10 protein-coding genes are annotated in these 14,142 nt (G+C 52.8%); 2 read left to right on the plus strand and 8 right to left on the minus strand.

Annotated elements, in window-relative coordinates:
• Window positions 1-9: 9 nt before the first annotated feature.
• The 3 genes from rsiV to fabF form a co-directional block, all read right to left on the minus strand.
• Window positions 10-891: an anti-sigma-V factor RsiV gene (rsiV, locus tag M2277_RS09980; RefSeq protein WP_148248370.1), complete on the minus strand. Its 882-nt coding sequence runs from the start codon at window positions 889-891 to the stop codon at window positions 10-12.
• A complete protein-coding gene (locus M2277_RS09985; protein WP_148248369.1) occupies window positions 891-1,403 on the minus strand; it encodes a sigma-70 family RNA polymerase sigma factor in 513 nt (170 codons plus the stop codon). The genes rsiV and M2277_RS09985 overlap by 1 nt, the downstream gene beginning before the upstream one ends.
• Before the next feature lie 274 nt (window positions 1,404-1,677).
• Complete coding sequence (gene fabF / locus M2277_RS09990) at window positions 1,678-2,919, minus strand: beta-ketoacyl-ACP synthase II (protein ID WP_280754682.1); 1,242 nt, start codon at window positions 2,917-2,919, stop codon at window positions 1,678-1,680.
• Between the two features lie 154 nt (window positions 2,920-3,073).
• Here fabF and M2277_RS09995 point away from each other — a divergent pair, with 154 nt between their 5' ends.
• Window positions 3,074-3,913: a helix-turn-helix transcriptional regulator gene (locus M2277_RS09995; protein ID WP_006207808.1), complete on the plus strand. Its 840-nt coding sequence runs from the start codon at window positions 3,074-3,076 to the stop codon at window positions 3,911-3,913.
• Between the two features lie 1,213 nt (window positions 3,914-5,126).
• Here the strand turns inward: M2277_RS09995 and M2277_RS10000 are convergent.
• The 5 genes from M2277_RS10000 to M2277_RS10020 form a co-directional block, all read right to left on the minus strand.
• Window positions 5,127-8,087, minus strand: coding sequence for a DEAD/DEAH box helicase (locus M2277_RS10000; protein WP_280754683.1), 2,961 nt, complete (start codon window positions 8,085-8,087; stop codon window positions 5,127-5,129).
• Window positions 8,084-9,733: an SWIM zinc finger family protein gene (locus M2277_RS10005; protein WP_481857769.1), complete on the minus strand. Its 1,650-nt coding sequence runs from the start codon at window positions 9,731-9,733 to the stop codon at window positions 8,084-8,086. The genes M2277_RS10000 and M2277_RS10005 overlap by 4 nt, the downstream gene beginning before the upstream one ends.
• A 146-nt stretch (window positions 9,734-9,879) precedes the next feature.
• Window positions 9,880-10,056 carry a hypothetical protein gene (locus tag M2277_RS10010; RefSeq protein WP_280754686.1) on the minus strand — a complete coding sequence of 59 codons (177 nt, stop codon included), beginning with the start codon at window positions 10,054-10,056 and terminating at the stop codon, window positions 9,880-9,882.
• A 254-nt stretch (window positions 10,057-10,310) separates the two neighbouring features.
• Window positions 10,311-10,484 (minus strand): hypothetical protein, encoded by a 174-nt coding sequence (locus tag M2277_RS10015; protein ID WP_164481469.1) that lies wholly within the window; start codon window positions 10,482-10,484, stop codon window positions 10,311-10,313.
• Between the two features lie 26 nt (window positions 10,485-10,510).
• Entirely contained in the window at window positions 10,511-11,398 is an 888-nt protein-coding gene (locus tag M2277_RS10020) for a hypothetical protein (RefSeq protein WP_280754687.1), read from the minus strand.
• A 198-nt stretch (window positions 11,399-11,596) separates the two neighbouring features.
• Between M2277_RS10020 and M2277_RS10025 the strand changes: the two genes are divergently transcribed.
• Window positions 11,597-14,134, plus strand: a complete 2,538-nt coding sequence (locus M2277_RS10025) for a GH39 family glycosyl hydrolase (protein ID WP_280754688.1) — start codon at window positions 11,597-11,599, stop codon at window positions 14,132-14,134.
• Window positions 14,135-14,142: the final 8 nt, after the last annotated feature.

Here is a 14,142-nt window from a genome sequence, read left to right on the forward strand (position 1 = left end):
ATGTGTGATCTACCGGATGTACTCGTTGCTGACAAGCTCGGCTGCGATGGCTTCCGTTGGAATCGTAAATTCCACAACGCCCAGATAGCCGGGTGCGACATCGTATTCATTGAAGCTGATAACCAGTTTTCCGTCCTGATTAATGTAGAAGTTTTGGTCTTTAGCGATGGACTGGAAAATATCCTCCGGTATTTCAGGCTCCACGCCCGGCTGCTCTACCCAGTAGACGATATCCGGGTTATCCTGCATCTGCTGGCGCATCTGTTCCTTGATATTGTCGCTGATGGTTTGGATATAACGATCATCCTTGAACAGGCTTGGCAGCGTGATCACCATCTGATTGATTTTGTCGATCGTATCGTATTGTCTGGATTCGGCCGAACTGCCGGCCGTTTCGACGACATAGCGCGAAAGGATCAACAGCTGTTCATTGTCAGTGATAACCTCATAGCCGCTGTCGAGTCCCAGATGCGCGCCGCCTTCCTTATGAAGCTGGGCCACTTCGTCTTTGAAGTTGTCATACAGCTTTTTGTTCTCTTCCAGGTATTTGTTATTCAACGTTTGCTCCAGCTCCGCATTACCCAGATTGGTTATGCCCGGCGTTTCCATATGCAGGTTCGTCTGGTCATCCTGCTCGGTATATTCCCTTATGGTGATGACCTTGATGATATTGCCTAGAACCGGCACATCCGACATGGCTTGGGCGAGGACTGGGCTGGTGTTCACACCGGCAAACAGCAGAATGCATGCTGCCGCCGCGCTGGCGAGCCAGGGCAGGGTTTTATTTTTTTTTCGCCTGGCTGCAATGGTCCTGTTAACCAGCGAGCTCAATTCATCAGGAATAGGAGTGCTCTCGTACTGTTCTTTCATCCTATTCAGCTTGTCATGCATTATCGTTTTTCCTCCTCTTGATCTTCCTCACTTAAATTCACGCGCAGCTTCTGCAGTCCTTGGTATAACCGTGTTTTCACCGTGCTGACATTCTCATGAAGCACTTCGGCGATTTCTTCGATTTTCATATCTTCAAAATACCGGAGAATGATCACGACCCGATATTTGTCGGGAAGTTCCTCCAGGGACTGGGCCAGATCCAGATTGGGATAATGATCATGGCTGCTGGGTAATACAAACTCCAGGTTCTCGTCGTCCATGACGCGGACTTTTTTCTGTTTTCTTATGAGATCCAGGGAGGTTGTTACAATAATCCGGAAAAACCAGCTTTTTAATGAACCCGTTTGCTTCAGTTTTTCTATGGATAAAAATGCTTTGTGGATGGCGTCCTGAACGATATCGAGGGCATCCTCTTTGTTTCTAACGTAGCTGTATGCCAGTCGATAGGCGCTATCCTGATTTTCGGTTATGCACTGTATAAGAAGCTTCTCCAGCTTCCGTCCGCCTCTCATGTAAATATGACACTCCTTTGGGCCCGCGCGGGTAACCATCAATTGCAATTGACTTACGGATGCATGACGTGCAAGTCCTTCAAAAAGTTTGATTTTCCATAAAAAATTTAAAAACAGCGTCTGCCTCATTATTCAGCGAACCCTTCAGCCGTCGCAACAAGAAAAAGACCCCAGTTTCACTGGGGCCTCAGAGTTTCGCGAAACTCCCCGTTTTCTGCAGGGAGTTTAAGATGAGATCGAATATCCCCAATACGGGGGTCTTCGGTTTTTGCTGTTATTCATGCTCATATTTTCTGATAACAATCGCCGAGTTGTGTCCACCGAAGCCGAAGGAGTTGGACATGCCGATCCGAAGCGCAGCTGATCTCGCCTCGTTAGGCACATAATCCAGATCGCATCCGGGATCGGCTGCATCCAGATTGATGGTTGGCGGTATGACGTCTTCCTGCAACGATTTCATGAGGGCAATCGCCTCGACGCCGCCCGATGCGCCCAGCATATGTCCGGTCATCGATTTGTTGGCGGTCACGGGGATACGGTAAGCAGCTTCACCGAATACAGACTTGATTGCAGCCGTCTCGGACCGGTCGCCAATCACTGTGCTTGTGGCATGGGCACTGATGACATCGATATCGGAAGGTGAGAGGTTCGCTTCCGTCAGTGCCAGCTTCATCGCCCGGGCTGCACCGTTGCCGTCTTCCGGGGTTGCCACCATATGGTAGGCATCCGAGCCGGCCCCATACCCGATTACTTCACCCAAAATGCCGGCCCCTCTGCGCAGGGCATGGGAGAGCGACTCCAGCACGAGGATACCGGCCCCTTCCGCCATCACGAATCCGTCCCGGGCCGCATCAAACGGCCGGCTGGCTCGGCCGGGATCATCATTGCGGGTGGAGAGGGCGGTTGCATTCGAGAAGCTGGCCAGCGAGATATCGGTCACGGCCGCTTCGGAGCCTCCCGCGATAATGACATCGGACCGTCCCGCCTGGATATTAAAGAAAGCTTCGCCAATCGCCGTATTGCCGATCGAGCATGCTGTAACCGGAGCCAGCGTAGAGCCCAGCGCACCGTATTTAATACTGATGAGGGCAGCCGCCATATTGGGAATCATCATCGGCACCAGAGTAGGACTGACTCGCTCAGGTCCTCGTGAAGCCAGCGTTTCGCTCTGATTCATCAAGGTTTGGATACCGCCGATGCCGGAGCCGACGTATACCCCCATGCGCTCCCGGTTGATCTGGTCAAGATCAAGTCCGGCGTTATGCAAGGCCTGATCTGCCGCAGCCAGTGCAAACTGGCAGAAGCGGTCCATACGCCGTGCTTCTTTTACACCGAACAGCGAGTTTGGATCAAACTCCTTTACGACACCTGCTATTTTTACTTTTTGCCTCGATGTGTCAAATGCATCTATATGTGTAATACCGGATTCTCCCCGAACAAGCCGGGACCAGAACGTCTCAACATCATTTCCCAGCGGTGAGATGACACCCATGCCGGTAATAACGACTCTTTCCATGGAATAACAGCCTCCTTTAAGACTTTACTAACGGCAAGCCTTTATAACTTGTCAATCTTAAGGTTATAATGTCACGTAGAGTATCCTATTACAAGATATCGTTTATCCTAGTATAAATACTGCTATCCTGAGTTGGATGAAGGAGGCGTACCCTATGAATTCCCAAGTCAGGCTTCAAGCCTTGTCGGCTTTTCTGAAAGGTCAGCGTGCCAAAATCTCCCCCGAGTCCGTTGGATTGCCCTCCGGCACCCGAAGGAGAACACCGGGCCTGCGCCGGGAGGAGGTTGCCCAGCTGGCAGGTGTCAGCACGACATGGTATACCTGGCTGGAGCAAGGGCGCGATATTCAGGTATCCTCGTCTGTGCTGGACTGTGTTGCCAGTGCGCTGTTGCTGAATGCTGATGAGCGGAGATACCTGTATTCGCTTGCGTTCGAGAGCGGGGCGGAGCCCTACTCCGTCAAGCAGGAGGCCGTGCATATCAGCCCGTCCCTGCAAAAAATCATCACCGAGCTGAAGTACTGCCCGGTCATGATATCGGATCGCATGTGCAACATCGTGGGCTGGAACCGGGCGGCCGCGTATGTATTCCTGGATTTTGACCGCATTCCTCCCGAGGAGCGGAACATGATCCGGCTGCTCTTCACCCGCAGGGAGTTCCAGCGGCTGGCGGTGAACTGGGAGCAGTTCGCCAGCGGCTTCCTCTCCATGTTCCGAACCTATTACGGGCAGTACGTGGAGGATGAGTGGTATGACCGTTTTCTGGAGGAGATGAAGAAGGGGCACCCGGACTTCAACCGGATGTGGGAGCAGAGCCAAGTCAGCTACGCTCCGGAGGTGCATCTGGAATTCCGGCATGCCAAAGCCGGGAAGATGGTATACGAACTCACGTCGCTGAAGGTGTACGGCAATGATGATCTGCGATGCAGCATCTACACACCCGCGCCGGATACGACCACGGAAGCGAAGCTGCGGCAGCTGATGGAGGAGAAGTGAGCGGAGGGGGTGGTGGTCTGGCTGGCTGGTGATTGTCCAGCGGGGCCATTGTTGGTGTGAGGTTGCTGTGGTAACGCCGGTAACTTCGGTAGATCTGGTGGCTCCGGTAGCACCAGTAGCACCAGTAGCTCCGGTACCCCCTAACCTCGGTAACTCTGGTGGCTTTGGAAACCCGGGCAACTCGAATAGCTCCGTAACCCCGCACCCCCGTACCCTGGGAATCCTGTAACTCCAGTAACTCCAAGTAACTTTGGTAACGCCAGTAACATCGGTAACTTTGGAAGCTCCGGCAGCTCCAGTAACTCTGGTAGCTCCCAATACTCATTTAACTCCGGTAACTCAGTAACTCAGTAACTCAGTAACTCCGGAAACCCAGTAACTCCAGTAACTCTGGAAACCATGGTAACCATGGTAACCCCGTAACTCCCGGTCTCTGTTTCTCCGGTAACACCTAAGCACTCTATTACTCTGCTACTCCCGGTACTCTGGCAACTCCACAAACTACCGTGCAACGGACCTCAACGCCGTTATTCTGACAATAACGGCATTATTTTAAACGTAACGGACAGGAGAGACGTTAAGGGGCCAGTATCTGATGAGTTTACTGTCTTTTACCGTAATTAGCGTATTTCATGTCCGTTAGATTTCAAAATTGCCGAGTTTATGCAAAATAACGTCTGCTCAGTCCGTTAGTTTAGTGTCAACACCCACCAAAAGTCACACGTAAGGCAAAAAAGCTCCGGTATCTCTGATAGCCCCGTTAGCTCAGTAATCCTGGGCTACGGTAACTCCAATAACTCCAATAACCCGTTAGCTCAGTAACCCCAGTAACCCCAGTAACCCCAGACCCCCAGAACCCCAGAACCCCGTAACTCCCGGTATTCTGGCAACTCCACATTACTACCGTGCAACGGACCTCAACGCCGTTATTCTGACAATAACGGCATTATTTTAAACGTAACGGACAGGAGAGACGTTAAGGGGCCAGTATCTGATGAGTTTACTGTCTTTTACCGTAATTAGCGTATTTCATGTCCGTTAGATTTCAAAATTGCCGAGTTCATGCTAAATAACGTCTGCTCAGTCCGTTAGTTAAGTGCCCACACCCACCAAAGTCATGAAGCAAACAAGCAAGGACAAAAAGCCCCGTGTTAGCACACGGGGCTTTTTGGCTATCTCTTTGCTGTATATGGGTTCGCCTTAACAGCTGAGATTACGCCCAGTCACGCCGCAGCGTGAACAGGTCTTTCAGCTCATCGGTGGACAGCTCGGTGATCCAGCCCTCGCTGCTTGCGATGACCTGATCGCTGAGATGCTGCTTGCTCTCCAGCATCTCATCGATCCGCTCTTCGAGCGTGCCCATGGAGATGAATTTGTACACCTGGACATCCTTGGTCTGACCCATCCGATAGGCGCGGTCCGTTGCCTGATTCTCGACCGCCGGGTTCCACCAGCGGTCGAAGTGGAACACGTGATTCGCGGCGGTCAGATTCAGGCCGACTCCGCCGGCTTTGATCGAGAGAATCATAACATTAGGCTGCTCATCGGCCGGAAGCGTCTGGGACTGGAACTGCTCGATCATGCGGTCGCGCGTCCGCTTGGGCGTGCTGCCGTTCAAGTACAGTACAGGCTCTCCAAGCTCTTGATGCAGCACCTGCCGCATCATCTCGCCCATGCCGATATACTGGGTGAAGATCAGGCAGCGCTCCCCTTCGTCGCGCAGCTCCTTGACCATGGACAGAAGCCGCTCCAGCTTGGCCGAACGGCCAACAACGGCTTCGGTATCCAGCAAGCCGCCGCCCCCGGGCACCTCCGGGAGCGGTTCCTTTGTAAGCAGAGCGGGATGATCGCAGAGCTGCTTGAACTGCGTCAGGGCAGCCAGGATGGCGCCTTTGCGCTCGATGCCCTCGAGCTTCTGCATGCGCTCCAGAAGGCTGTTCACCGTCTGATCGTAGAGCGCTCCTTGCTCGGCGGTCAGATGGATATAGGTCTTCATCTCGTTTTTGTCCGGCAGATCGAGCTGGATTGCGGGATCTTTTTTCTTGCGGCGAAGCATGAACGGTTTGATCAGCTTCTGAAGATCCGCCGTGCGTTGTTCGTTCCTGTCCTTCTCGATTGCTTGAATGAACCGGGCGTTGAACGCGCGCAGGCTTCCAAGATAGCCGGGATTGATGAAGTCATAGATGGACCACAGCTCCGACAGCCGGTTCTCAATCGGCGTGCCGGTTAAGGCAACACGGTGTCTTGCCGGGAGGCTTCGCACGGCGGCGGATTGTTTGGTGTCTGCATTCTTGATGTTTTGCGCTTCGTCGATGCCGATTGTTTCCCATTTCATATCCCGTAACATTTCTTGGTCGAGCGTCGCTGTAGCATATGAAGTCAGGATAATGTCGGCCTGGTAGGCCTCCTTATAGAAATCCTCGCTGGTGCTTCTTTTGCCGCCATAGTGGAGCATGACCTGAAGTGAAGGTGCAAACCGTTCCAGCTCCTTCTGCCAGTTGCCGAGCACCGAGGTAGGACAGATCAGCAGGGAAGGGAGCCGTCTCTCTTCCCGCTGCATCGTCATCTCTTTTACATGCAGCAGGTAGGCAATAAACTGTACCGTTTTACCAAGGCCCATGTCATCGGCAAGACAGGCTCCAAGGCCGTATCGCCGCAAGAAGGCAAGCCAAGCGAAGCCGTCATGCTGGTAAGTCCGAAGCTCAGCCTTCAGCCCATCCGGGACGGGCAGGCTCGGCCATTCGTTTTGCCGGCCGAGCTGGCCGATGAGCTTCACGAGATGCTCGTTCAGCTCAACCTCGAGCTTGATCCGTTCCGGGTCCTGCGCTTCCTCCCCGCTCTGCGGGGGCGGCTCCGTCTCATCGCTGTTGCCAAGCAGATGGAGATGCAGAATATCCTGAAAGGACAGACCATCCTCGCGGTCCACCCCTGCCATCATCTGGCGGATCTGAGCGACCAGAGCCGGGTCCAGCGGAATCCATTGGCCCCGGAACCGGACAAGTCGTTCGTTCCGGGCAACCAGCTCCGCGAATTCGTCCTCGGACAGGGTTGCTTCCCCGATGGCGATGCGCCAATCGAAATTCACTAGTGCATCCAGACCGAACAGGGAGCCGCCGCTGCTTCGCTCCGCGTTCTCGCCTTCGCCGGAGCGTACCTTTGCCCGCAGCTTGGGCTTCTTCCGGCTCGCTGCTTCCCACCAGGCAGGCAGCAGCACAAGCCAGCCCGACTGCAGCAGCCGCTGACTGTCTACAGTCAGGAACTGCCAGGCGGCTTCGTCGGACAGAGGCTTTCCGAGCACATCATCTTCCGGTGCATGAAGCACCCTTGCCGGAAGTGCTGCTTGCAGACCTTGGAGCCAGCCGGGGGATCGCTCCTTGATATGCGCCGTCCATGTCTCCGGCCAGGAGCCGAATGCCTGGCCGTCTTCAACCAGGCGAACGGCTGCAAGCCCTGCGGCGTCCTGCTTATCTTGCAGTACAAGCTTAAGCCGCCACTCGGGGGCTTCTTCGTCCGGCTCCAACAGTTGAAGAAGCGGTCGGAATGGAGCGGTATCCGGTCGCCAACCGATTGCAATCAGCCATTGCTTGTCATCCATGCCTTCGGCTGCTGTGCGGTTTTGCGAGAAGAGGAGGGGATATTCCCTGCGCAGGTCAGCCGCCGCCTCTTCGCTGCCATAACATTGATCTTGAACAGTGGCAGAGAACGTGGCTCGCAAGCCCTCATCCCACATCTCGTCCTCGTGGAGCAGGGAGATACGGTTCAGTTCTTCCGGTGTAAAAGCCTCCGCATCCCACACCCATTGCAGCTTGCCTGACTTGAAGGCGCTCAAGCTTGGCGCGTATTTCTTGTCTTGGATGCAATTCGCAAGCGAAGGCGCAAGCTCAACGAAGGGGAGGCACGCCTCATCCCATACCCATTCAATATGTTCGAGCAGCCGCCCGTCCGCGAAGAAGGGGATTACCTGCTCGGAAGGCAGAATGACCACTTCCATATCCTGAACGGCTTGAACGGTAAGCTCTGTACCATAGAAGGAGACTTCATGCCATGCGAATAATCGATGCTTCAAATATGTCCCGGACACGTAACCACGCATGACGGTAGAGCCGTATATCACGGCATCTCCGTATTCGCTTAATGCCATATGGACTGTGATGGTTTCCGTGTGTCTGCTCATGATATCAGCTTTCCTCTCCGAAGCTCTTCCTGAAATGCGCGCAGCCTGCTGTTACGCACCGACAAGGCGACAATGAACAGATCCCAGCGCTCCTGCTGCTTGAGCTTCTTATATAGCTTGGCTAATCGCTTGAGCAGCTTGACGGCTGCTTTATAGCCGGCGCGGTTCTTGTGAAGGATGTACCGTTCGACCGCCTGATGGTAAAAAGGCAGCAGCAGCTCGGGCGCATTCTTCTCAATCGGGGCAAGCTCGCTGACCCGAAGTTCCAGCGGTTCCCGGCCTGTGCTTATTTGGTAGTCGATCCATTCCCGCCATCTGCCATGCGTGATTAAGGCATTCTGGTAGATGTCCTTCGAGTAAGGCAGCATAGCCGCGAGACTGTTCCACATCTGCTCAGCCTCCTCGGGCAGATGCTGAATGACGGCATCCCAGTAATATTGATAACTGCTGAGGTGCTCGTTTCGGTGACTGCCGAGCAGGGGGCCGATCTCGGGGAGCCACTGGGCCAGCCTGTCCCATTCCTGGGCGGCGTGCAGCATGTCAAAGAAGCCGAGGACTGCAGCCGGGGGAAGGCTGCTGATCTTGTCTGCTTCCCGGAGCAGATTCCAGGACGTTTCATCTTCTCTAAGATAGAAGGACATTAAGCCCTGCGCCGTAAACCATGAGGCCCGTGAGAGCGTGCTGCCGAATTCCGCTTCGGCTGTCTGAAGCTGCTCCAGCTCCGCTTGGATCAAGTTGGCATTATGTTTCGCAAGCGGATAGATCCAGTGAATCCAGAGCTGCATGTAGACCTGGGCATAAAATTTACGGTTTCTCGGTTCGCTCAGCATGCTCTGCCGGACATAGGCATTGGTCTCGGTCAATCGCTGTCCGAACGCCTCTTTGGGCTCGATGCCCTCAAGACCTTCCTTGAAGATGTGTTCCATTCGAGCCTGAATATGATCTGCAGCGATCTGCGTATGATAGCCAATGTAAGAGCCTGAGGCATTCCAGGCACTGGCGGGCTGCTTGACCAGCTTCTCCAGAATAAAGAGATGGGCATGGAGCTCGTATAATGGATCCATATCCGGCGGCATCGGCGGTTTGATGTGGTGCAGGGAGGCCAGCGCATTTTTGGCGTAAAACGAATTCTGCGTGTTAGCTCCCAGGGATGCCGTGCACAATTCAAACAGCTCATGCCATGCGGAGATCGGCAGCTCGGGCAAATGGTCTGCCTGCACTCGCCATTTCGAGGTACCGGCCGCAGGGCGTCCTTGTATGTGACCGGAGCGAGCTTCGTTCTGAGCATAAGAAGCGGCGGGGGCATACGAGGTGGAATGCGCGTTTACCAGAGCATGAACAGACCTCCCCTGAAGCTGGGCATAGTCAAGGAGAACGGCCACCATATGCTTGCAGCCTTCCTTAACGGGACAGCTGCACTCGCTGTCATTCAGGGAATGAATATGAAGCCGGGTACGGTAGGTTTCCGTCCCGTCCACAGCGGCTTCTATAATCCCGGAAGAGTCTGTCAGCTCGCTTGCATGGACACGGCCCTGCTTGTAGTATTGAAATCCCCGTTTGAGGGTCAGGTCGCTGAAATAACCGGCTGTCTGCTGAATGAGCGTCTGCCACTGTATATCATCTAACGTTAGGTTTGGGTTCATAATAAGGCGGTCTCCTAAGAGAAATCATTCTAAGTTATCCATTAAATCTATCACATTCCTATAGATGAAGAAACCAGCGGGGAATTGCTTCTTGCTGAGAAGCCCGGTAACAGCTGTACGGGCTTCTCAAGGGCACTGATGTTGTGAAGTTACTGCTCCTCCAAGGATTCGTTCGTGATGGCATCGCAGCAGGAGTAGTCCACAATAATGCTAGGCTGTGCCATTGTGTTATTGATGAAATGTACGTTCCGGTTCCCTGGAAGCAGGTAAGGTTGCCTTGGATTAGGCCCTGTCATGGATGATCCATCCATGTAAAAAAGCGGCATAAAAAAGCCCCCTCTCCGAGATTATCGGAATAGGAGGCTGGTGTGGGCAGAAGCAGAATTTGGCGGCCTAAGGAATCAAAAAAAATCAAGCATCCGTGCCACATATAAAAAACCGCAGAAACCCTATCCCGAAGCACCCCATATCGAAGTATTACCTAGTGCAGGGACAGAATGCATAGAGCATTGGCTTTTTGGCTTATCCTTTCATTTCTGGTTTCCTGGACTTTATGACAGCATACTCCGAAGCTCCACCTTTACAGCCGTCGGTTTCTTTTCTCATCGATGTAGAGTTCAAGTGCGGTTATGGCCCGCATCATCAGCTTGATGAGCAGATACAACGCGCATAATCCAAGGAGTATAAAAAGTCCGTAAACGATAATGATCAACATCGACCATATGCCAAACATGGACATCCCGCCAAATTCCATAAATTCACCTCCCCTCAAGGTGTTTTTTACAAGTCGATATCAAACAGTCTTGCTGCCTCATCCTGAAGATCAAGCGACAGCATGGTCTCCCGAAGCAGCTTGAATACAGGCGACGGTTGATCGCGGTCCAGGACATACCAATAGTTGGCGTCACGGATGAACGCCAATTTCGCTGCCGTGCTGGATGCATTCGACAGGTAGGTGCGCATCCGGCTTAGCTCCCTCTTCGTCTCGGCTCTGCTTGCATCGAAGTCGAAGCGTTCCGATGGCGCATCTTCGCCCATAACGCCTAATCCATCCAGCGTTAACAGGGAACAGCTCGATTCTCTTTCCCGAAGGACCTCCCGTAAATAAGGGAGAACGGCTCTGGGTTTGGCCCCGAATTCAGATCTCAGACGCTCGAAAATCTCCTTCCGGGTTTGGGTAATTGGAACGGGAGATTCCGCCTCGAATTGTACTTCTTCCTGACGCTTCATTTCTTCATCCGTACACGCCCACCACGATTCCAGATGTTCTGCATGCGGAACCGAGACCACCAGATCCAGAAATTCCGCCATATTGCGCGCAATCAAACGAATCGGGGGATCGTTGGTTGGGGTAACGCAGACGATGGCGGCAGACTCAAGATTCTTTACCTTACCGAAATCGGTCAAGAAGCCGAAATGAATGCCACCCCCGCCGGTTTCTGCGAATGGAATCAAGTCAGGAGGAGTAATGGAATACGGCGCATAGGAACCGGTCATCCGGAAGCCGATCCAGCTCATGTCAAAGCCCTTTGCGGTGTATTCTTGGCTAAGCTCAAGCAAACGATGGATCACCGGAGGTATCGGGTAAGAGCCATAGGCCTGCCTTAAGGAGGAACCCATTCGGTTCATCGTGAATACTTTCCGGTAAAGGCTAAACATTTTTTTCATAGGATCCTCCTGGTATTTGCATCATAGGTCTACATACCTATAAGATTAGAAGAGAGGGCAACTTCAGCATGCTTCGCATTCCAGAATATAACAATACGATCTAACTTTAACATAATGCAGGGGACGTTGTAATGAAATTTAGCATATGAAGCCAAAATACATAACTTCCGCTAAAGCAAAGAAAAGGAGGAAAATGAATTGAAGACATCCATCTATGAATTGGTGGAGACGGGAGACGAGCTGCCTTTTGACGTGTCCCTGCACAGGGTGAATTATGTACCGAGCCACTGGCATAACAGTGTGGAGATTATTTTTGTGCTGAGCGGGAATCTTGAGGTCACAGTAGGGAGTCAGCAGCACAAGCTGGCAGAGGGCGATGTGTTCCTGATCAATCCGTGTCACGTTCATGAAGTGATGGGTCTCGATCAAAACATTATCGCTACGTTTCTGATTCCCTTGTCTTATCTCAAAGAGAACATTAAGGGGATTGAGCGTATTTCGTTCCAATGCGAATCCGGAACGGTACGACCTGAGCAGCGCAGCGCGCTTGATCAAATTCTGCAATTGCTGGCCGAGATGGTGCAGCTGAGCAATAAGAAGGGGGAAGCTTACGAACTGGACATGGGCATTCGGATGCTGGCCGTATTCTCCATCCTCATGAAGCAATTTCGGACAAGCGGCTCCAGCGGCGCGATGAACGAGAAGTATATGGAGCGCATGCTGCGCATTATCACTTATATCGATGAGCACTACAGAGACGCCATATCGCTTCAGTCCCTAGCGGAGCGTGAATTTCTCTCGGTGCCATATCTGTCCAAATTTTTCAGTGAGAACATCGGATTGAATTTTCAATCCTATCTGACCAGCATCCGTCTGAAGCATGCGGTCGAAGACCTGCTGTTACGCGAGGAGCTTCCGATTGCGGACCTGGCCTTGAATCACGGTTTTCCGAATGCCAAGTCATTCTATACCGCCTTTAAGAACCGATACCATATGACGCCGCATGAGTACCGAAAGCAGTATCGTCCGGAGATGGCCCCCCGGAAGAAGGAGGACATTTCCTCCCATTATCTGAATTTTAATCATTCGAGTGCGCTGGGCATCATCCACCAGTTTCTGGAGCGAAGCAAGTCCAGAGAGGTCCGGAAGGTGGAGACCCTGGAAACAAGAGCTTATGAAATCGATGCGGCACGGGTTGGAACAACCGTTAAGCATACCTGGAAGAGCCTGATTACCATTGGAAAAGCCAAGGAGGGGCTGCATGCCGATGTACAGCAGCATCTGAAGTATGTGCAGCGGCGAAGTCCTTTTCAGTATTTGCGGTTCCACGGCATCTTTGATGACGGGATGATGGTCTATCATGAGGACGAGGCAGGGCAGCCCCGTTATAATTTTCGTTATGTGGACCAGCTGTTTGACTTCTTGCTGTCCATTGGACTGAAGCCTTTTATCGAGCTGGGATTCATGCCCTCCGCTCTGGCCTCCGATCCGGACCAAACGGTATTCTACCGGGCCAGTTACACCAGTCCTCCCAAATCCGTGGATAGATGGTGTGAGCTTGTGGAGCGGTTGATTAGGCACTGCATGAACCGTTACGGAGCGGCGGAGGTGGAGAGCTGGAAGTTTGAATTCTGGAATGAGCCCGAGTTCCATATATTCTGGCCTGCCTCACAGGATGAATACAGGGCGCTGTATTTAAGGACCTATCAGACGGTGAAAAGAATATCACAGTCGCTCCAGATCGGCGCTCCGGGAAGGATCATTACGGTGGATTCCGTCTCCATCGTTAAGGATTTTTTCGAGTTTTGCCGACATCACGCCTGCCAGCCGGATTTTATTCCGCTTCACTTCTATCCGCACGAGCGCATCGAGGATATGGTGAACGCGGAGTTTATCGGACAAATGCTCGATACCGACCCCTATTACCAGCTGCTTGAGGAATTTGGCGGGATATCGCCAAATCCTGATTTCTTGAAGGAGAGACTGAACGCTGAGCTTGAGCTGCTTGCAGCGTACGGATTGTCGGGCTGCGAGATTTATCTTACCGAATGGAATTCGACGGCATACCACCGCGAGCTCACGAACGATACGGTGTACAAGGCCGCTTATATCGTGAAGAATCTGCTCGATAATCTGGATGTTATCCATGGATTCGGGTACTGGGTCCTCAGCGACAACATTGAGGAGACCTTTCCGTCCCGGGAGTTGTTCCATGGAGGCCTCGGCCTGATTGCGCAATATGGGATCCCGAAGGCTGCGATGCATGCCTATGAGCTGTTATCGAAGCTGGGTCACACCGTACTGGCTCAGGGTGAGGGATATATCGTGAGTGCCGGAGACGGCGGGTATCAGATTCTCACGTATAATTACTGCCACTTCGACGACCTGTACGCCATGGGCGATATCTCTTTTATTGATCATACGCATCGTTATAACGGCTTCAAGCATGAGCGGACATTAAAAATAGACATAGCCCTCATGAACGTTCCGGATGGCCGGTTCAAAATGGTGAAGCATACGATCGACCGCAACCAAGGAAGCAGTTATGATGCCTGGGTCGCGATGGGAGCCCCGGAATCCCTAACGAAGGAGGACGTGCAGTATCTTAAGGCGAGTTCCTGTCCCCGCCGGCACGTGTCATATGTAGATGCAGAGCCTGGGGCAGCACTAACCGTCTGCTTCAATCTTGAGCCTCACGGGGTCGCGCTCATAGAGCTGATACCTACGTATGATTGAATTGTGTC

It is taken from the genome of Paenibacillus sp. LBL, from assembly GCF_029893715.1.
Classification (GTDB): Bacteria; Bacillota; Bacilli; order Paenibacillales; family Paenibacillaceae; genus Paenibacillus_AQ; species Paenibacillus_AQ glucanolyticus.

What these genes read in the sequence shown, in the direction of transcription:
- rsiV (WP_148248370.1), bottom strand. Translation starts at nt 891, where the DNA reads ATGCATGACAAGCTGAATAGGATGAAAGAACAGTACGAGAGCACTCCT.
- M2277_RS09985 (WP_148248369.1), bottom strand. Translation starts at nt 1,403, where the DNA reads ATGAGAGGCGGACGGAAGCTGGAGAAGCTTCTTATACAGTGCATAACC.
- fabF (WP_280754682.1), bottom strand. Translation starts at nt 2,919, where the DNA reads ATGGAAAGAGTCGTTATTACCGGCATGGGTGTCATCTCACCGCTGGGA.
- M2277_RS09995 (WP_006207808.1), top strand. Translation starts at nt 3,074, where the DNA reads ATGAATTCCCAAGTCAGGCTTCAAGCCTTGTCGGCTTTTCTGAAAGGT.
- M2277_RS10000 (WP_280754683.1), bottom strand. Translation starts at nt 8,087, where the DNA reads ATGAGCAGACACACGGAAACCATCACAGTCCATATGGCATTAAGCGAA.
- M2277_RS10010 (WP_280754686.1), bottom strand. Translation starts at nt 10,056, where the DNA reads ATGCCGCTTTTTTACATGGATGGATCATCCATGACAGGGCCTAATCCA.
- M2277_RS10015 (WP_164481469.1), bottom strand. Translation starts at nt 10,484, where the DNA reads ATGGAATTTGGCGGGATGTCCATGTTTGGCATATGGTCGATGTTGATC.
- M2277_RS10020 (WP_280754687.1), bottom strand. Translation starts at nt 11,398, where the DNA reads ATGAAAAAAATGTTTAGCCTTTACCGGAAAGTATTCACGATGAACCGA.